Source organism: Kitasatospora papulosa, from assembly GCF_000717245.1.
Lineage (GTDB): Bacteria > Actinomycetota > Actinomycetes > Streptomycetales > Streptomycetaceae > Streptomyces > Streptomyces papulosus.
In genome coordinates, this window is sequence record NZ_JNYQ01000001.1 from 282,994 (window position 1) to 301,667 (window position 18,674).

An 18,674-nucleotide genomic window follows, 5' to 3' on the forward strand; every position below is an offset into this window, starting at 1 on the left:
GCCCGGATCAGCCGCCCCGGCCCGCCGCCGTCCGCTGTGCGCGCCCCGGCGTCGGGTCCAGGTACACCCGCTGGATCGACGGGTAGCGCTCCCGCAGCTGCTGCTCCGCCTCCTCGCACGCCCATTCGATCTGTGCGGCCGTCGACGCGTCCCGGAAGTCGACCTTCGCGGCGACCAGCAGCTCCGCGGGGCCCTGGATCAGCGTGGTCAGCTCCAGCACCTCGACGACGTGCGGCACGGACAGCAGCTCCTCACGCACCCCGGCCCGCATGTCCGGCGGGAACGGCCGGCCGATCAGCAGCTGGGCGTTGGACCGGCACAGCACCCACGCCACGTACACCAGCAGGAGGCCGATGAGGACCGAGGCGACGCCGTCCCACACCGCGGAACCGGACAGCTGCCCGCCGAGCAGACCGCCGGCCGCCAGCAGCAGCCCCGCCAGGGCCGCCGAGTCCTCCATCACCACGGCCTTGACCGCGGTGTCGGGGGTCCGGCGCAGATAGCGCGGGGCGGGCATCCGGAGCCGCGCGGCCTCCCCGCGCACCTGTCGTACCCCCGTGCGCAGCGAGAAGCCCTCCAGCAGGAACGCCACCGCGAGCACGATGTACGACACGAGCGGATCGCCCAGCTCCTCACCCTTCAGCAGGGTGTGGATGCCGTCGTACAGGGAGAACACCGCGCCCCCGACGAACGTGGCGACGGCGGCGAGCATCGCCCAGACGTACCTCTCGGGGCCGTAGCCGAGCGGGTGGTCCTCGTCGGGCGGCTTCTCGCTGCGCTTCAGCGCGGTGAGGAGCATCAGCTCGGTGACGGTGTCGGCGACCGAGTGCGCGGCCTCCGACAGCATCGCGCTCGAACTGCTGATCAGGCCTGCCACCAGCTTCGCCGCCGCGATACCGAGATTGGCGGCCGCCGCGACGACGACGGTGGACGTGGACTCGCCGCCCTCGGTCTGCTCGTCACCCATGGTGGGCAGTATGTCCGAATATGCGGCCTCAGTCCCTCGGGACGCGGACCAGGCCCTCCTGGATGACCGTGATGGCCAGCTTGCCGTCCGCCGTCCAGATCCGGGCCTGCCCGAGACCACGCCCGCCGGACGCGGACGGCGACTCCTGGTCGTAGAGCAGCCACTCGTCGGCCCGGAAGGGCCGGTGGAACCACATCGCGTGGTCGAGGCTGGCGCCCACCACGTCGCCGACCGCCCAGCCGCCGCGCCCGTGGGCGAGCAGCACGGAGTCGAGCAGCGTCATGTCGGAGACGTACGTCGCCATGCAGACGTGCAGCAGCGGATCGTCCGCCAGCTTGCCGTTGGTCCGGAACCAGACCTGGGAGCGCGGCTCGCGGGGTTCGCCGGCCGTGGCGAACGGCGGCGCGTCGACGTACCGCAGGTCGACGGCCGCCCGGGCCTCCAGCAACCGGTCCACGATGCGCGGGTCGCTGAAGCGGTGCGCGTGGCGGGGCAGCAGCTCCGCCGCCGTCGGCAGCGTCTCCGGGTCCGGCGCCGAGGGCATGACCGCCTGGTGGTCCATGCCCTCCTCGTGGGCCTGGAACGACGCCGAGAGGTGGAAGATCGGCTTCCCGTGCTGGACGGCGACCACCCGGCGGGTGGTGAAGGACCGCCCGTCCCGGATCCGGTCCACGCTGTAGACGATCGGCGCGCCCGGGTCCCCGGGGCGCAGGAAGTACGCGTGCAGGGAGTGGGCGCCCCGGTCCTCGGGAACCGTGCGTCCGGCGGCCACCAGGGCCTGTGCCGCGACCTGGCCGCCGAAGACGCGGGGCACGACCGCCGAGCGGCTCGTGCCCCGGAAGATGTCCTGCTCGATCCGCTCGAGGTCGAGCAGATCGAGCAGGGATTCAAGTGCTGCGCTCATGGAGGAGAAACGTAGCCGCTCTCAGAGACCCATGGACTTGGCGATGATCGACTTCATGACCTCGCTGGTGCCGCCGTAGATGCGGTTGACCCGGTTGTCCGTGTACAGGCGGGCGATCGGGTACTCGTTCATGAAGCCGTAGCCACCGTGCAGCTGGAGGCAGCGGTCGATCACGCGGTGCGCGACCTCGGTGCAGAACAGCTTCGCCGACGCGGCCTCGGCGGGGGTGAGCTCGCCGGCGTCCAGGGCCTCGATCGCGCGGTCGCAGACGGCCTCGGCCGCGTCGACCTCGGCCTTGCAGGCGGCCAGTTCGAACTTGGTGTTCTGGAAGGACGCGACGGTCTTGCCGAACACGGTGCGGTCCTGCGTGTACTGCTGGGCGAACCGCACGGCGGCCTTCGCCTGCGCGTACGCGCCGACGGCGATGCCCAGGCGCTCCTGGGGGAGGTTCTGGCCGAGGTAGGAGAAGCCCTTGTTCTCCTCGCCCAGCAGGTCGTCGACGGGCACCTTGACGTCCACGAAGGCCAGTTCGGCGGTGTCGGAGACCTTGAGGCCCAGCTTGTCGAGCTTGCGGCCGACCGAGTAGCCCTCGGACTTGGTGTCGACCACCAGGAGCGAGATGCCGTGGCGGCGGTCGTCGGCCTTGGGGGCGTCCGTGCGGGCGCAGACGATGACCTTGTCGGCGTGTACGCCACCGGTGATGAAGGTCTTGGCGCCGTTGAGGACGTAGTGCGTGCCGTCCTCGGAGAGCTTGGCGGTCGTCTTCATGCCGGCCAGGTCCGAGCCGGTGCCCGGCTCGGTCATGGCTATCGCGTACATGGACTTGCCCGAGACGAAGTCCGGCAGCCAGCGCTTCTTCTGCTCCTCGGTGGCGTACGCCTTGAGGTACGGCAGGCAGAGCAGGACGTGCACGCCGGAGCCGCCGAAGGAGATGCCCGCGCGGGCGGTCTCCTCGTACAGGACCGCCTCGAACTTGAAGGACTCCTCGCCGGCGCCGCCGTACTCCTCGGGCACCTCGATGCCGAAGATGCCCAGCTCGGCGAGCTTGTAGTAGAAGTCGCGAGGCGCCTGGCCCGCCGCGAACCACTCGTCGTAGACGGGGACGACCTCGGCCTCGATGAAGGCGCGGATGGTCTCCCGGAACGCCTCGTGGTCCTCGTTGTAAACCGTACGGCGCACGGGGTGCCTCCTGGTGTCAGCTTCGGCTTCGGTCGCAGTGGCTAAGCGCTTGCTCAGTCCTGGTCAAAAGTTACCCGGCGGTCACGGCGGCTGTCCAGGGTGATGCGCAGCACGCCCGCCTCCCGCGCGGGACGCCGGTGGCGGTCGGTCGCGGAGCGTGGCCGCCGCGAGCGCTGCGTACGTCTCGATGGCGAGGGGCGGCGGGCGGGCGCACAGTGAAATGAGAGCCGGTGAGGACGCGAGCAGCCTCGCCGCACCGATCCACTGTGAGGCAGTCATGGCTGAGTTCGAGACCTCGGGCGGGAGTTCGGGTGAGAAGACGCGCGGCAGGACCACCATCGCGGACGGCGTGGTGGCCACCATCGCCGGAATCGCCATCCGCGAGACCGAGGGAGTGCACTCGGTGGGCCGCGGAGCGTCCAAGGCGATAGGCGCGGTGGCGGGACGCGTGGGCGGATCCTCCGGCGGAGGACGCGGCGTGAAGGTGGAGGTGGGGGAGAAGCAGACCGCGGTCGACGTCGACATCGAGGTCGAGTACGGCATTCCGATCCACGAACTCGCCGACAGGGTCAGGACCCATGTGACCGACGCGGTGGAGACGATGACGGGCCTGGAGGTCGTCGAGATCAACATCAACGTCTTCGACGTCCACATCCCCGGCGACGACGACGAGGACGACGAGGACAGCGGACGGTCCTCCGCACGCGTGCAGTGACGGCGCCCCCGCCCTGGCACCCGCCCCACTGTCAGTGGCGTGGTGCACCATCGGTTCCGTGGATCACCGCACGGGCGTGATCCGACGGACCGACGGCAGGGCGGGGCATGACGATCAGCGACCGGCGCATGGCGGAGTACGCGTTCCTCGACGGGCTGTACCGGGACCCCTACTTCCCGGACCACGTCGTCGACCGGGGCAAGGCCGTGCTGGTCCGGCTCTGCGCACGGATAGAGGCGGAACGCCCGGCCGACCTGACCGCGCTGTACGTGCTCACGCACGCGGCGACCGAGGAGTTCAACGCCCTGGAAGCCGAGTTCGAGGCGGCGGGCAGCGACATCGAGACGGTCGCCCGTGAGGAGATAGCCGAGGACTTCTGGGCGATCGCCATGGCCTACGGCTTCACCGGGGCGGACGTGGAGGAGCTCATCGCGACCCGGGACTGGTGACCGCGGCGGCCTCGTGCCCGGGTCATGGCCGGGTCGCCGTCACCGTGAACCGGGCTTCCCGGGTGCGGTGCGACGACGGGCCTGTGCCGATCGCGAACTCACCCGGCTCCACGGCCCATTCACCGGCGTAGGTGAACGAGGCCAGGGTGCCCGCCTCCACGGGGAACGTGACCTCGGTGCTCTCGCCGGGTGCCAGCTCCACCTGGACGAAGCCCCGCAGTTCGCGCGTCCGCGGCCACGTGGTGCCGCCGCGCACCCGGCGCACGTAGAGCTGCACGGTCTCCCGCACCGGGCGGGCGCCGGTGTTCGACACCCGCACCTCGCAGCTGACGGGCGCGCGGGAGCCGTCCCCGTCCCCGGCGAACGCGTCCACTCCTGCCGCCGCCAGGGACAGCCGGGGCTCCCCGTACTCCACCGTCGTGTAGGACAGCCCGTGCCCGAAGGGGTGGCGTGCGGTGGCGGGCTGGTCGACGTACCCCCGGTAGCCGTGGTCCTTCCCGTTGTAGAAGACGGGCAGCTGCGCCGCCGAGCGGGGCACGGAGACGGGCAGCCGCCCCTGCGGCTCCGCCTCGCCGAACAGTACGTCGGCGACGGCCCTCCCGCCCCACGGCCCCGGGTACCACGCGCTCAGCACCGCCGCCGCCTTTCCGGTGAGGTCGGGCAGTGCGTGCGGCCGGCCCTGGACCAGCACCACGACGACCGGGGTCCCGGTCGCGGAGACGGCGTCCAGCAGCGCCGACTGCCCCTCCGGCAGACCCAGTTCGGCCAGGTCGACGCCCTCGCCGCAGGTCATCTCCACCGGATTGCCGGCCAGGACGACGGCCGCCCCGTTGGCGTCGAACCGGGTGTCCCGCTCACGGGCGCTCGAACCGCCGAGGACCAGCACCGCCACGTCGGCCCCGGCGGCGAGTGCCACCGCCTCGGGAAGACCGGACAGGTCCCCGCCGACGAGGCCGCAGCCCCGGGCGTAGGTGACCTCGGTGCCCTCCGGCGCCGCGGCACGGAGACCGGCGAGCACACCGCCGCCCGTGCCCGGCCGCTGCGGCGCGGTGTAGTCGCCGATCTGCTGCGGTACGGAATCGGCGTTCGGCCCGATGACCGCGAGGGTCACGGACGGGAGGCCCGCCAGCGGCAGCGTCACCCCGTCGTGTGCGAGGAGGGTGACGCACTCCCGGGCCATGCGCTTGCTCAGCCGCTCCAGACCTCCGGGATCCGGGACCTGCTCGACGGTGTACGGACGCTCGAAGAGGCCGAGGCGGAACTTCAGCGCGAGGACGCGGCCCACCGCCCGGTCGAGCGCGGCCTCCTCGACCAGTCCCCGCCGGACCGCCTCCCCGAGCCTGGGGTAGCAGTCGTCCCACAGGCTCAGGTCCGTCCCCGCACGCAGCGCCATCGCCCCCGCCGCCACCGGATCACCCGCCAGCCGCACCAGACGGTCCACCGCGAGCCCGTCGGCCATCACCAGCCCCTCGAAACCCCACCGCTCCCGGAGGATCCCGGTCAGCAGCCGAGGGTTCGCCGCGCACGGGACGCCGTCGAACTCGTTGTACGCGGCCATGAGGCCCGCGGCCCCGGCCCGTACCCCCGCCCGCGCCGCCACCAGGTGGATCTCGTGCAGCTCCCGCAGGCCCAGCTCGGTCGCGGCGCTGTTCCGGCCACCCACCGTCGCCCCCTGCCCGGCGAAGTGCTTGAGCACCACCGCCGCACGGTCCGGACCGATGGCCTCCCCGGCCGGACCCTGCGCCCCGCGCACCAGCGCCTCGGTGAACCGGGCCGCCAGATACGGGTCCTCGCCGAAGCACTCCTCCGCGCGGCCCCAGCGAGGATCCCGCACCAGGTCGAGCGCGGAGACCAGGGCGACATGGCCGCCGCGCGCCCTGAGCTGGGCCGCCGCGAGACGGGCCGCCTCCTCGTACAGCTCAGGATCCCAGGTGGCGCCGACCGCCAGATTGACCGGCAGCAGCGTCCCGTCCAGCGCCTGCAGCCCGTGCGGCATCTCCTCGACCAGCAGGACCGGGATCCCGAGCCGGGTGCTCCCGACGACGTGCCGCTGCACCGCGTCGGCCACCCTCGCCCCGTCCGCCGCGCCGATCCCGGTCTCCGCCGTCACACCGGACCAGGGGTCGGCGCGCTGGAGCCCGTACAGCGCGCCCATCCCGTCACCGGCCGCCACCTCCGCCCGGAACGCGTCCGTCAGCCGGTGACCGGACGCGGTGCGCTCGTAGGCGTCCCAGCCGTACATCCGCTGGTTGACCTGGCCCACCTTCTCGGTGAGCGTCATCCGTGACAGCAGGTCGCGGACCCGGTGGGCGACGGGCATCCCCGGATCGCGGAACAGCGGCTCGGACATGAACGGTTCACCTCGGGAGGTCGGGAGGTCGGGAGGTCGGGAGGTCGAGAGATCGGGAAGCAGGGAAGGGCGGGGGCGGATCAGCGCAGTTCGAGCACGTGCACCCCGTACGGGGCCAGCGTCACGTCCCGCACCGGTTCCCCGCCGGTCAGCTCGCGCAGCTCCCCGTCCGCCGCGGGGCGCACGGTCAGCTCCTCGCCGGACTGGCTCACCAGCCACACGAAACGCGTACCGTCCTCGTGCACCAGCGTGTCCGCGCTGACGTACGGGGTCTCGACCGTCACCGGGCGCGCGGCGCCCGCCAGTTCGGCCAGGGCCGCGTACAGCCGGTGCGTCCGCTCCGGATTGGCGCGCGCGGTGCGCGCCGCCATGTGCTCCAGCGGATACGTCGCCAGGACCGTCCTGCCCGCGCCCGTCTCGTACCGCAGCAGCGCCGGACGGCCGTGCGCGTCCGTCGCGACGACCCGCGCGCCGTCCGGGACGACGGGCAGATAGGCACGGCTGTCCTCGTTGCCCGCGACCGGGAACGTCAGCACCTCACCCGCCGCTATCGACCCGAAGTCCTCGGTGAACGTCATCTCCAGGACGTCGTCCTCGATCGGCTCCGCGATCCCGTAGGACAGCTGGAGCTCCACCCCGAACAGCCCGTCCAGGTCGTGGAACCACGGGCCGCGGGTCGTCGGGTACTCGCCCGAGCAGAACGACAGGTAGACCGTCGCCCCCTCCCTGGCCCGGCGCTCCAGGTCCCGGCGCGTGCGGGTGGTGAGCTGACGGGTCGAGGGCAGCAGGTACAGCGAGGCGTCGTCCGGCAGCCCGTCCGCCTCACGGGCGAACGCCACCGGCAGATCGGCGCCCCGCGCCGCCACGTAGCCCTGGTGCAGCGAGCTGAAGATCAGCGGACGGTCAGCGGGCCGGCTGTACGGGTACCCGCGCTCCAGGAAGGACGGCACCACGAGCGCGGCGTCCGCGTCGGTGCGGCGGCAGCGCGGGAAGTCGACCCGCTCCAGGACCTTCGCGAAGGACGCCAGCTCGCGCAGCGGCTCCTTGGGGCGCCCGGAGCTGTCGGTGATCCCGAAGTGCATCTCGAAGGGATGGTGGTCGTACGGCGACTGCTCCCACAGGTCGTCGTAGTCCGTGTTGTTCCACGCCATCCAGCCGGTCGCCCCGCCGAGCAGCGAGTTGTGCAGCGTCTGCCGGTAGAAGATCCCGGCGTTCGCGGCGGAGACGACGTCGGTGGAGAGCCCGAACTCCTCCAGGACGACCGGCTGCCCCGTGACGGCGGCCAGCTCGCACTCGAACGCGGCCCGGTAGTGCTGGCGCGGCCGGTCCGTGTCCGAGCGGTAGACGTGCGGCCCCACGAAGTCGACGTACTCGGCGGTCTCCCGCAGCGAGAAACCGTTGTCGCGGCCGGTCACCTCGATGCCCCAGGCTCCGTCACCGAGCGACACCGGCTGGGTGCCGCCCGCCGCGCGCACGGCGTCGCACATGAACTGCGCCCAGGCGGTGACGACATCGCTCGACGGCGGGTCGACCTGGTAGATCCGGCCGTAGCCGGGCATCTCGTTCGTGATCAGCCAGCCCGTGACCGCCGGGTGGTCCTTGAAACGGCGGGTCATCTGCGAGACGAACCACGCCTGCCGGCCGACGAGCCACACGTCCTCGTACAGATCCCGGTCCCCGCGCCAGGCCGGGTCCCAGTTCTCCCCCGACATGTGGCCGACGATGAAGGTGGGGACCGTGCCCATGCCCAGCTCGTGGTGCGCGTCCAGGAAGTCGCGGAACCGGTCGCAGAGTTCCTCGTCGATCCGACCCGGCTCCGGATGGAAGTCGGGCCAGTAGAAGAAGGACCGGGTCATGTTCAGACCGTGCTCCCTGAGCACACCCAGCTCCTCGCGCACCGTCCTCGGCTCGTAGTTCCGCCACATCAGCGGACCACCGGTACGGGACCAGAAGTTGGCGCCGAGCCACGGGAGGACGGCGGAGTCGTGGGTGAGCTGGGCGCTGTGGCGTCGCATGGTTCTACAGGTCCTCTTCGCTGTGCGGGGGGTGAGGGTGCGGTGCGGTGGTTCAGGTCGGGGACGGCACGGGGCCGGTCGACTCGCGTACGACCAGACGCGGGCGGCCGTCGAGCACGGGCGGGGGCACGTCCTCGCCGCAGCCGGCGAGGAGGGTGCGCGCGGCGGCCGCACCGACGCGCTGCACCTGCTGGTCGACGGTGGTCAGCCGGGGGTGGACCCAGCGGCCGAGCGAGAGGTTGTCGTAGCCGACCACCGACAGGTCGTCCGGCACGCGGAGCCCGGAGCGCTGCGCCGTGCCGATGCCGCAGACGGCCATGGAGTCGTTGGGGAACACGAGCGCGGTCGGGCGGCCGGGCAGGGCGAGCAGTTCCTCGGTGACGTCGACGGCGGCCCGCTCGGTGAAGTCGCTGTGCCGCACGGCGACCGGGCTCAGCCCCGCCCCTGCGAGGGCCTCCTCGAACGCGGCTAGGCGCAGCCGGGTGTGCAGCAGTTCGGCCGGTCCCGCGACGTACGCGACCCGCCGGTGGCCGAGCTCCAGCAGATGGCCGACCGCCTCCCGTATGCCGGCCCCCTGCTGCCCCAGGCCCACCCGGGGCACCGGCGATCCGGCGTCGGGGGCGCCCAGCAGCACGGCGGGCAGCCCGAGGCCGCGCAGCAGGTCCGGACGCGGGTCGTCGGCGCGGGCGTCGGTCAGCACGGCGCCGTCTATACGGCCCTCGGCGACCAGGCGTTCGTACAGCGCGCTCTCCTGGGCCATGTCGGCGACCAGGTGGAGCAGCAGACCGTAGCCGCGCGGGGCGAGCTCTCCCTCCAGACCGGTGATCAGCTCGCTGAAGTGCGGGTCGGAGCCCAGCACGTCGGTGGGCCGCCGGACGACGAGCGCGATCGTGCGCGTACGGGCCCGGCGCAACGCGGTCGCGGAGGCGCTGGGGGACCAGCCGAGCTCCGTGGCCGCGTCCAGGACCCGGCGGCGGGTGGCCTCCGAGATCCGGCCGGTGCCGTTGACGGCCTGGGAGACCGCCGCGGTCGACACCCCCGCGGCGGCGGCCACGGCCTTGATCGTGGGGCGCGCGGGAGCACGCCCTTCGAGACGCTTGTTCACATCTTCACCGCTCCGCTGACGAGGGCCTGCTGCATCCGCTTCTGGAGCACGGTGTAGACCACCCAGACCGGGACCAGGGTCAGCACCGTGCCCGCGGTAAGAATGCCGTAGTCCGTCCCCGTCAGGGACTTGAGCGTCGGCAGGGCGACCTGCACCGTCCGCAGGTCCGGGTCGGGACCGATGATGACCAGCGAGTAGAGGTACTCGTTCCAGAAGGTCAGGAAGTTCAGCAGCAGGATCGTCGCGATGCCCGGCATGCACATCGGCGTGTAGACGTGCCGCAGGACGGCGAAGGTGGACGCCCCGTCCATCCGCGCCGCCTCCTCCATCTCGCGCGGGATCGTCCGCATGAACTGCACGAGGATGACGACGGACAGCGGCATCGCCGTGGCCGGCAGGAACAGCACCATGAACGCCCGGGTGTGGAACAGCCCGGTGGCGGCGGCCAGCAGGAACGTGGGGAAGAGGGCCGCGAACGTGGGGATCAGGAAGCCCAGCGAGAACACCCGCTCCACCAGGGCCCCGAGACGGCCCTCGGCACGCGCGATGGCGAACGCGGCGGGTATCGCGAGCGCCAGGGTGAGCACCAGCGCCAGCGCGGTCACGAGCATCGAGTTGAGGATCGCCGGCCCGAGGTGCGCGGAGGAGAACGACTCGGTGAAGTTGGCGGTGGAGAAGGAGGTGGGCAGGGAGAACGGGCTCCCGAAGATCTGGTCGTTCGTCTTGAACGCCGAGACCAGCAGGTAGTAGAGGGGGACGACCAGCAGCACCATGTACAGCCAGGCGAAGATGTGCGCCGGCAGCCAGGACCTTCCGAACTTCATGGGACCTGCTCCGATCAGTAGTTCTGGCGGAAGACGCGACGGATGGTGAGCAGCCCGGCCAGTCCCACCAGGAAGAGGACCACTCCGACGGTCTGGCTGTAGCCGAGGTCGGCCGCGATGAACGCCTTCTGGTAGACGAGGAAGGACAACGTCGTCGACGAGCTCCCCGGGCCGCCCTGGGTCAGCAGCAGGACGTTCTGCGCGGAGCCGAACAGCGTCCAGAGGAACTGGAGCATCGTCACGACGCCGACGAAGTCGCGGATGACGGGGAAGTGGATGCGCCACATGGCGCGCCAGTGACCGGCCCCGTCGAGCTGCGCGGCCTCACCGATCTCGTCCGGCACGCTGCCGAGCCGGGCCGCGAACAGCACGGCGGTGAACCCGATGCCGCTCCACACGTCCAGGAGGATGAGGGAGCCGAGCGCCGTGGACGGCGAGGCGAGCCAGGCGTCGGTCATCGAGCCGAGGCCCACCTTGTCCAGAGCGCCGTTGAGCAGGCCGTCCGGGGACAGGACCGCGTAGAACACCATCGCCTTGGCGGGGGTGGAGATCAGCCCGGGGATGAAGAGCAGGTACCGCAGGACGCGGTGCCCCGGCGGCTTCTGGGCGACGTAGTACCCGAGCATGTACGCGCCGACGATCATCAGCGGCACGGCCACGACGAGTTGCACGGCGGTGTTCTGCACGGCGTCCCAGAAGACCGGGTCGTCCAGGACCGCGCTGATGTTGCCGGTACCGGCGAACGACACCGGCTGGAGCATGCCCGGCCAGTGCAGGGCCGCGATGACGAAGATGGCGACCAGCGGGCCGACCCTGAAGACCAGGTACCAGGCCAGCGCGGGCACGGCGAGGATGACCCCGCCCTGCGTACGGCGCTTCGTGACGGAGGCGGACGGCGGGGGAGTGACCGGTCCGCGGACCGAGGCGCCGCCCGGGGCGGACGAGAGCATCGTCATAGGAGGACTCGCAAAGGCTCGGGCGCGCGGATCAGGCCGTGCGGTAGGCGGATTCCAGGGCGGAGCGCACGGAGGCCGCGCTCGTCCCCCGGGTGAAGGCGGTGCTGGTCGCGGTGATCAGCGGCTGGGTCGCGGTCGGCGGGACGTAGAGGTCGGGCAGGAGCGCCTGGCCGACCCGGTCGCCGAGCTGCTGGGCCTCGGCGACCAGCGGGAAGTCCTTGCTGACCGTGTCGGTCACCAGTGCCATGTCCCGGCCGCTCTCGGTGATGAAGCGCGACACGATGTCGGGGCGGTACATGAAGCGGACGAACTTCTCGACCGAGGACAGCTTCCTGACGCCGTTGGGACTGATCCAGAAGCCGATGAGGGTGAACGAGCGCAGGATGGTCGGCTTCTCGTGGGCGGCGCCCGGAGCGAGCGGCCAGCCCCCGATCTCGGTGTGCCCGGCCGTCTTCGCCGGGACCTTGGCCAGGGCGGAGGACATCGCGGACTGGATGGCCGCCGCCTCCGTGTTGTACTGCGTGGTCATCGAGTCGGAGGTCAGCCCCTGCGCCTTGTCGGCGAAGACACCGGCGTCCCGGAGCGTCACGAAGTAGTCGATGCCCGCACGGGCGCCCCGGCTCCCGCTGAAGTCCCCGGTCGTGTAGACCTGCCGGGCCTCCTCCGGGGTGAGGAAGGTCTGGATGATCTGGGCGAGCAGCTTCTGCCCCGTCCAGTCGTTGCCGCCGACGGTCACCGGTGCGATGCCCTTGGCCCGCAGCTTCCGCGCGGCACCGATGAGCTGGTCCCCGGTGGTGGGGATCGCGCCGACACCGGCGCGGTCGAGCAGGTGGGTGTTGAAGGCGACCGGCCAGTTGGCGGCGAAGTAGGGGAAGGCGCGGATCCTGCCCTCGTCGTCGGTCCACTCGGTGAGTGCGGCGGGCAGGACGCGGTCGCGCAGGCCCCAGTCGTCCAGGTAGTCCTTCACGTCGACGGTGGCGCCGACGTCGGTCCAGGCGAGCGTCTTGTCGTACAGGTTGACCATGACCACGTCCGGCTCCTTACGGGCCAGCCGTGAGGTCTCGTAGACCTGGGGGAGGTCGTCGCCGTTGACGAGGTTCTTGACCCGGAGTCCCGGGTTCTCCTTCTCGAAGTCCTTCACGGCGGCGGTGTACGTGGGCGAGCCCGGCGCGGTGGTGCCGAGCTGGGTGTGGACGACGAGCGTGCCGGGGTCGGAATCGGCCGAGGCGAGCGTGGAACAGCCGGACATTGCGGGCAGCGCGGCAGCGGCGGCGAGGCCGGAACCAGCGGCAAGGAAACCGCGCCGACTCAGGGGTGAGCGCACAGCGGGATGTCTCCAACCAGGACGTTAACCAGAATGGTTAATCGATGTACCAGCGGGTTGCGAGAAACCTAGGGGCGGGAGAAGGAATGGTCAACCCCCGGTTGCGCATGCTGGAAAGGGCGACATTTCGGGCGGGCCGCGCGCTGTCCGTTGCGGGCCCGACCGGGCTGTGTGCTGCGGGCCCGCCCGGGCGTGGTGAGCGGTTCAGGCGGCCGCGAGGCTTACGCGGTCCGGCCTGGGCGACGGCCGGCTCCCCGACGTTCGACGTGCCCCCGATCGGGACCACTCGGACACCCTGCCTGCCCGCGACTCCAGCCGGGGCGGGGGAGTGCGGCTCAGGCGGAGAAGTGCTCGGCCTTGACGGCGGCGACGAAGGACGACCAGCCTGCGGTCGGTATCAACAGGGCGGGCCCCTGGGGCGTCTTGGAGTCGCGGACGGGGACGCCGGAGGGGTGGCCGTCCAGGACCTCTACGCAGCTGCCTGATTCCGGACCGCTGTGCGTCGACCTCCGCCATCCGTGCAGCGCGGACGCGTCCGGGATCGCGCGTTCAATCCTCATGTCCATAGTCCTTAGCCGCCGCTCGCAACATGGCGAGTGACTCTCTCTGTGGAAGTGCGTCGCTCAATGCGAGAGCGTAGATGTCCTGCAACCGGGCGACAACGGCCGGAGATTCGTGAATCTTCCCCGTCGACAGGCCCTCGCTGTACGCGACAGGCGGCTGATCCTCGAAGGACATGAGCGAGAGCATGCCCTGGCTGATGGGGTGGATGCCGACGCCCAGGGGCAGGACGTGTACGCGAACCCGGCCGCACTCGCCCAGGTGGACCATGTGCATGATCTGTTCGGCCATGACCTCCGGGCCGCCGGCCGGACGTCGTAGCGTCGCCTCGTCGAGCAGTGCCCAGACCACGGGTGCCACCGAATCGGTGAGGATCTTGGCTCGTTCCAGGCGTGTGACAACGTGCCTGTCACATTCCGCTTCACTCCTGGGAGGGAACGCGGTGCTGAGAACTGCCCTGGCATAGCGTTCCGTCTGCAGGATGCCAGGCATGAACGTCAGGGCGTATTCGCGGATCATTGTTGCCTGGCGTTCGAACTGCCGGGCCGCCTCGAAGTAGTCGGCTACCGCCGCGTCGTCCTCCGGCAGGAAGTTGCTCAGTACATTCCCCGTGTTCAGAGCCTTGTCCAGCCGTCGCGCGTCCTCCTTCGACGGCATACGACGTCCCGCCTCGATGTGCGCGATGTGCGAACGCGTCATGACTGCCGCGTCCGCCAACTCCTGCTGGGTCAGTCCTGCGGCTACGCGCTGTTCCTTGAACCAGTCCCCATAGCTGTTACTCAACGTCAGCTCCAGTGTGACGAACCATTTGTCACCAACGACCCCCTGGCGAGCCTAGCGTCGCCCGTCCCACTCTGTGAGTGGGTCGCTACTCAGCGACAGATGGCCAGGTCCCGGCCCCAGGACGCGACCTCGCGCATCGCCCGTCCACGCAACGGAGTTGACGACGTGCTGCACTGCACCATCCGCATCCTTGAGGCGCTGCTGCGTCGCCTTCAGCCGGTCCCGCCGGTCCCTGCGGACTTCCGGGTGCCCCCTCCTCCCGCGCCTGTGTCGTCCGAGTCGTTGCGGGAGCGCCCGCTGTGGCTCGCGATGTACGGGATCGACATCAGGCCCTGCCCGGGGTGCGGTCTGGGGCGGATCGTATGACCCGCCGCATCCCCGAGTCGGCACGACTGCTGCCGTGGGCCGGTCCGGAGGGCAAGCCCTGCTACGTCCTCGGCGGCGGCACGGGGCACGTCTCCCGGGTCGCGGACGACGTCGAGAGCGTTCAGCTCGACATGGCGGCCGAACTCCTCGCCCACGCCGCCGACATGCTCGACGACCGGCAGGTGACCGCAGCGCAACTCCGTTACGTGGTGGCGCGCCTGGCCGAGTCGCTGCGCGACGTGCACCGGATCGCCCGGAGCCGGGGTGCGCGCCTCGCGGCTCCGGGTGCCGGCCCCGAGCGCTGAGCGGCGACGGCTCTCAGTCGTCGAGCACCGCTGCGACCGCCTCGATCTCCACGAGCTGGTCGTAGTACCCGAGGACCGTGACGCCCAACAGGGTGCTCGGGGCGTCGTGGTCGCCGAAGCCGGCCCGGACCACGCCCCATGCGGCCACCAGGTCCTCCTGCCGCGAGGACGCGACGAGCACCCGCGTGCTGATGACGTCCTCCAGGGAGGCGCCCGCGTCGGTGAGGGCGGTGCGCATGTTCTCGAACGCCTTCGCGGCCTGGCCCGCGTAGTCGCCCACCGCCGCCGTCGAACCGTCCTCGTTCAGCGGGCACGCACCGGCGAGGAAGATAAGCCGGGCCTCGGCGGGGGCGGTGGCGGCGTAGGCGTACTCGGCCACGTCGGAGAGGGAGGTGGAACGGATGAGTGTGACGGCGCGGGGCATGGCATCCAAATCCTGGAGGCTGGGAGTGAATTCGTATGTCTAGCAGACTCCTGCCGGGGCATCCTCCCCATTTTCTCCGCGTGGCCGGTACCTCTCGCGGGACGGCCCCGGGCATCGCTTAGCGTGGCCCCATGAGTTCCTCCCTGAGTCTCTACCTGCTCGACGTGGCCGCTACGAACGCCCTGATCGGCTGCCGTGACGACGACTTCCTGACGGCGGTACGCGGTGGATTCAGGGATGACCTGGCTCGTGACGACGACTATCACCGTCACGAGATAGAGAAAGGCGCACCCACCGCGGACGAGGCGCTGCGCGCGGTCATCTACGGCGGGCCCTTCAGCGAGGACCGGAACCACGCCTTCCAGTACGGCTACGCCTACCGGCGGCTTTGCGAGCTCAGCGGTTCGTTCCTGCCCAACGACTGCTTCACTCCGCACAGGGGCGACTGGCTGTCGGTCGTCGATCAGGGTCTGCGAGCCCTGGGTGTCACCGCCGTGTCCGTGGACGACTTCGGCCATGGCGCTCCGCCCGCACCCCTGCCGTACGCCTACACGCCGGGCTGCGGGGAGTGGGCGCCGGAGGCGATCGCCGAAGCGCTCCGGCAGTTCGAGGCCACCAAGCGCGCGGTGGACGAGTCGGGGCAGGCCCCGCCCTTGGAACCCGAGGTCGTGGACGCCGTCATGCAGTGCCTCGACTGGATGCGGCAGGCGGAAGCACGACCTGGATACGGCGTCATCGGCTTCCGCTCCTGAAGCCGGAGAGGGTGCGCCGAGGCGGTCGCTCCTCGGACGTTCACGCGTCGTGGTCCGGGTTCAGCCCTCCGATCGCCCTATCAGCCTGGTGAAGCGCCGCAGTCCTCTCCGAGTGGGTGCGAGAGGTGCGTCCTCGGGGGCGACGGCCTCCGGTGCCGCGGGCAGGGCTGCGGGAGCAGGGGCGGTGGCCGGGGTCTCCGGGTACTGAGTGCCCCTTTCCATCCGGCTGCGGACGGCCTGGGCCATGGCGCGGTGGGACGGTTCCCGCAGTAATCCCTCCGCGGACAACTTCTCCCACATGTGCAGCAGTTCCTGTCCTCTGGTCGCCACCTGAGTCTGGTCCTGGAGCCGTTGCCACGCCGCGGTGGCGCGGGCCACCTCGGGCACGGCCCGGTGCAGATCGCTGCCGCAGCGGATGCGTGCGACGGTCAACGCGAGTCCTGTGGAGGTCGAGTAGTCGCCGCGGCGAAAGGCGATGTACGCCTCGATCGCCCGTGCCTCCAGCGACAGTTCGTCCTCCGCGCCCCGGCGCAGGGTCAGGTGTTCCCGCAGCGCGCCGGCGAGGACGAACGCGGCGTGCAGTTCCTCGCGCTTCGCGTGCTGGATGATCCGCTCGACCCGGGCGAGCGGTGGGAACGTCCGCTCCTCGGCGGTGGTTCGCTCGCGCCCGGGAGGCAGGTCCTCCTCCTCGGCGATGGTCCGGCTGGAGCCGTCGGGATGCACCCGGAGCCGCGCGACCTGGCGCACGCTGCGGTCGATGACGGTCGCCGCCACCGGCGTCCCCAGGGTGCGGGCGAACATGGCCACGGCGTCGAGGATCGCCTCGTTGGGCGGGCGGGTGCCGCCCATCGTCAGGAGGTGGCCGTTGACCACCGTCGAGCCGTCCTCCGCCACGTAGGCGTCGAGGCGGATGAGTGGCTGTGCGCTGAGTGCGGGAAGGTTTCCCCTGTCACGGGGTGCCAGTGCCTGAGCGATCCGCTCGGACTCCGTGTCCGCGCCGATGACCGGCGGTGAGTCGGCCGGTGCCGTCGTGTGCCCGGGTCGTGGAACGTGGACCATAAGTGCGCCTCCGAGGTACATGCCCACGTACGTGATCTCATTCTAATAGATGATCAGGTCGCCGGGCCGGGGGATCCCGGGCCGATCCCGGCGCCAGGGCTCGGGACGCGTCCGGCCGGTCATCCCTGCCGCAGCGCGAACCACAGCTCGGTCCGCACGTCCATGTCGTCCAGGTCCACGTCCAGCAGCGCCGCGCACCGCGCGATGCGCTGGCGGACCGTGTTGCGGTGGACCTTGAGCGCCACCGCCGTGCGGTCCCAGCTGCCGTGCAGGCTCAGCCAGCAGCGCAGCGTCTCGGCCAGCGGTTCGGTGAGCGGGGCCAGCAGGGCTCGGGCGTGGGCCTCGGCGCGGTCGGCGGGGACGAGGTCGGCCAGGCCCCCGGCGCCCGGCCGGTGGTTGCCGAGCGGGGTGCGGGTCGCCTCCGCGTGGCCCAGGGCGCGGGACGCCTGGGTGTCGGCGTCGGGCAGGGCGGCGACCGTGGAAGGGCCCGAGACGCCGAGGGTCCAGCCGGGCTGGGGGGCAACCGCCCCCTGGTGACCGGGGAGCAGCACCCGTACGGTCTCCCGGTCCAAGTCCGACAGCGCCGAACCCAGCGCCGCGCCCAGGGCTCCCGCGTTCAGCGAGCCGGGCGGGGTGCCGTCGGCCCGCCGGGCGTGGACCACCGTCCAGTCGTCGTTGTCCCCGTCGCCCAGCAGCGGTGCGACGTCCTGCGGTGCCGCGCCCAGGAGGAGGCGTACGAGCGCGGCCGAACGGCCCGCCGCGTCTGCGCCCTGGTGGGGGGCGGTGAGCAGGGACAGCAGCACGACGGCGATCCCCGCGACGGTGTGGTCACCGGAGTCGCGGCGGGGTGTCGCCAGGGTGAGGACCAGTCCCTGGCCCCCGCCGAGGGCGTAGGCGAACAGATGGGTGCCGCCTCGGGTGTCGGTCGCGGACGACGGGCTCGGCTTCCGGGAGGGGGACGAGGGGGCCGCCGGTGACACCACCCGGGCCAGTCGGGCCAGCGCCGTCCGTACGTCCGGTGCCGCGTGCCCGCCCGCCGCGTGCAGCACCCCGCCGTCCGCCGTGAGCAGCTCGGCCCGGGCGTCCAGCTGCACGGCGAGCTGCCGCAGCACCGCCGGTACGGGATCGGGGCGGGCCGCGGCCGTCGCCAGGGCCTGCTGGGCCCGGGTCACCCGGCGCAGTTCGCGGTGCCGGGCCTCCGCCATGAGCCGCCAGACCGCCCGCGCGATCGCGGTGAACCGGGTCTCGGGCGGCACTTCGATCAGCGGCAGGCCGTGGCGCTCGCACGCCTCCACCAGGGCGCGCGGCACCGTGTCGTGCACCGGTGCCACCCCGAAGCCCAGCGCCGACGCCCCCGCCTGCGCGAGCCGGGCGACGTAGGTGTCCGCGTCCGCCAGCTGCACCCCCGCCGTGAGCAGCAGTTCGCCGCCGAGCAGGTACGGGTACGGGTCGGCCATCTCCGAGGTGTGCACCCACAGCAGGTCCGCGTGTTCCGGGCCGGCGATGCGGCGCAGGCCCAGCTCCTCCCGGGCCAGCAGTTCGGTCAGCGGGATGGGCGGGGTGGGGGGCCCGGCGGGGGAGTCCGGCATGGATGTTCCATCCACTCTGCGGAGTGAGGATGGAGGAAACGTACACT

18 protein-coding genes are annotated in these 18,674 nt (G+C 71.5%); 4 read left to right on the forward strand and 14 right to left on the reverse strand.

Going from position 1 to position 18,674, the window contains the following annotated elements; all coding sequences use genetic code 11:
• Window positions 1-7 precede the first annotated feature (7 nt).
• Genes IA22_RS0101230 through IA22_RS0101240 form a run of 3 tightly spaced genes read right to left on the reverse strand, consistent with a single transcriptional unit; the run spans window position 8 to window position 3,050 of the window.
• Window positions 8-967, reverse strand: coding sequence for a cation diffusion facilitator family transporter (locus tag IA22_RS0101230; RefSeq protein WP_030122473.1), 960 nt, complete (start codon window positions 965-967; stop codon window positions 8-10).
• Between the two features lie 28 nt (window positions 968-995).
• The gene (tesB, locus tag IA22_RS0101235) at window positions 996-1,871 is read right to left on the reverse strand and encodes an acyl-CoA thioesterase II (protein WP_015577256.1); all 876 of its coding nucleotides are present in this window, start codon (window positions 1,869-1,871) and stop codon (window positions 996-998) included.
• A 21-nt stretch (window positions 1,872-1,892) separates the two neighbouring features.
• Window positions 1,893-3,050: an acyl-CoA dehydrogenase family protein gene (locus IA22_RS0101240; RefSeq protein WP_014156144.1), complete on the reverse strand. Its 1,158-nt coding sequence runs from the start codon at window positions 3,048-3,050 to the stop codon at window positions 1,893-1,895.
• A gap of 277 nt (window positions 3,051-3,327) precedes the next feature.
• Between IA22_RS0101240 and IA22_RS0101245 the strand changes: the two genes are divergently transcribed.
• Window positions 3,328-3,765: an Asp23/Gls24 family envelope stress response protein gene (locus tag IA22_RS0101245; RefSeq protein WP_030122474.1), complete on the forward strand. Its 438-nt coding sequence runs from the start codon at window positions 3,328-3,330 to the stop codon at window positions 3,763-3,765.
• Between the two features lie 107 nt (window positions 3,766-3,872).
• On the forward strand, window positions 3,873-4,214 hold the full coding sequence (locus tag IA22_RS0101250) for a DUF5713 family protein (protein WP_014156146.1): 342 nt from the start codon (window positions 3,873-3,875) through the stop codon (window positions 4,212-4,214).
• 22 nt (window positions 4,215-4,236) lie between these two features.
• Here IA22_RS0101250 and IA22_RS0101255 read toward each other — a convergent pair whose 3' ends face one another.
• The 8 genes from IA22_RS0101255 to IA22_RS0101290 form a co-directional block, all read right to left on the reverse strand.
• The gene (locus IA22_RS0101255; protein ID WP_030122475.1) at window positions 4,237-6,564 is read right to left on the reverse strand and encodes a glycoside hydrolase family 3 N-terminal domain-containing protein; all 2,328 of its coding nucleotides are present in this window, start codon (window positions 6,562-6,564) and stop codon (window positions 4,237-4,239) included.
• A gap of 80 nt (window positions 6,565-6,644) precedes the next feature.
• Complete coding sequence (locus IA22_RS0101260; protein WP_030122476.1) at window positions 6,645-8,579, reverse strand: glycoside hydrolase 5 family protein; 1,935 nt, start codon at window positions 8,577-8,579, stop codon at window positions 6,645-6,647.
• A gap of 52 nt (window positions 8,580-8,631) precedes the next feature.
• On the reverse strand, window positions 8,632-9,684 hold the full coding sequence (locus tag IA22_RS0101265; protein ID WP_030122477.1) for a LacI family DNA-binding transcriptional regulator: 1,053 nt from the start codon (window positions 9,682-9,684) through the stop codon (window positions 8,632-8,634).
• Entirely contained in the window at window positions 9,681-10,508 is an 828-nt protein-coding gene (locus IA22_RS0101270; protein ID WP_014156150.1) for a carbohydrate ABC transporter permease, read from the reverse strand. Before IA22_RS0101270 ends, IA22_RS0101265 begins: the two co-directional genes overlap by 4 nt.
• A 14-nt stretch (window positions 10,509-10,522) precedes the next feature.
• A complete protein-coding gene (locus tag IA22_RS0101275; protein WP_030122478.1) occupies window positions 10,523-11,464 on the reverse strand; it encodes a carbohydrate ABC transporter permease in 942 nt (313 codons plus the stop codon).
• Between the two features lie 31 nt (window positions 11,465-11,495).
• The gene (locus IA22_RS0101280) at window positions 11,496-12,788 is read right to left on the reverse strand and encodes an ABC transporter substrate-binding protein (RefSeq protein ID WP_015577248.1); all 1,293 of its coding nucleotides are present in this window, start codon (window positions 12,786-12,788) and stop codon (window positions 11,496-11,498) included.
• Window positions 12,789-13,123: 335 nt separating this feature from the next.
• Window positions 13,124-13,348 carry a DUF397 domain-containing protein gene (locus tag IA22_RS0101285; RefSeq protein WP_015577247.1) on the reverse strand — a complete coding sequence of 75 codons (225 nt, stop codon included), beginning with the start codon at window positions 13,346-13,348 and terminating at the stop codon, window positions 13,124-13,126.
• Complete coding sequence (locus IA22_RS0101290; RefSeq protein ID WP_015577246.1) at window positions 13,338-14,132, reverse strand: helix-turn-helix domain-containing protein; 795 nt, start codon at window positions 14,130-14,132, stop codon at window positions 13,338-13,340. The genes IA22_RS0101285 and IA22_RS0101290 overlap by 11 nt, the downstream gene beginning before the upstream one ends.
• Before the next feature lie 362 nt (window positions 14,133-14,494).
• Here IA22_RS0101290 and IA22_RS0101300 point away from each other — a divergent pair, with 362 nt between their 5' ends.
• Window positions 14,495-14,803, forward strand: coding sequence for a hypothetical protein (locus tag IA22_RS0101300; RefSeq protein WP_030122479.1), 309 nt, complete (start codon window positions 14,495-14,497; stop codon window positions 14,801-14,803).
• Between the two features lie 13 nt (window positions 14,804-14,816).
• Here IA22_RS0101300 and IA22_RS0101305 read toward each other — a convergent pair whose 3' ends face one another.
• A complete protein-coding gene (locus tag IA22_RS0101305) occupies window positions 14,817-15,227 on the reverse strand; it encodes a RidA family protein (protein ID WP_030122480.1) in 411 nt (136 codons plus the stop codon).
• A 131-nt stretch (window positions 15,228-15,358) separates the two neighbouring features.
• Here IA22_RS0101305 and IA22_RS0101310 point away from each other — a divergent pair, with 131 nt between their 5' ends.
• Window positions 15,359-15,979, forward strand: coding sequence for a DUF7691 family protein (locus IA22_RS0101310; protein ID WP_030122481.1), 621 nt, complete (start codon window positions 15,359-15,361; stop codon window positions 15,977-15,979).
• 60 nt (window positions 15,980-16,039) lie between these two features.
• Here IA22_RS0101310 and IA22_RS0101315 read toward each other — a convergent pair whose 3' ends face one another.
• Both IA22_RS0101315 and IA22_RS0101320 read right to left on the reverse strand, forming a co-directional pair.
• The gene (locus IA22_RS0101315; protein ID WP_038271719.1) at window positions 16,040-17,038 is read right to left on the reverse strand and encodes a hypothetical protein; all 999 of its coding nucleotides are present in this window, start codon (window positions 17,036-17,038) and stop codon (window positions 16,040-16,042) included.
• Between the two features lie 119 nt (window positions 17,039-17,157).
• Window positions 17,158-18,627, reverse strand: coding sequence for a PucR family transcriptional regulator (locus tag IA22_RS0101320; protein ID WP_030122483.1), 1,470 nt, complete (start codon window positions 18,625-18,627; stop codon window positions 17,158-17,160).
• Window positions 18,628-18,674 lie beyond the last annotated feature (47 nt).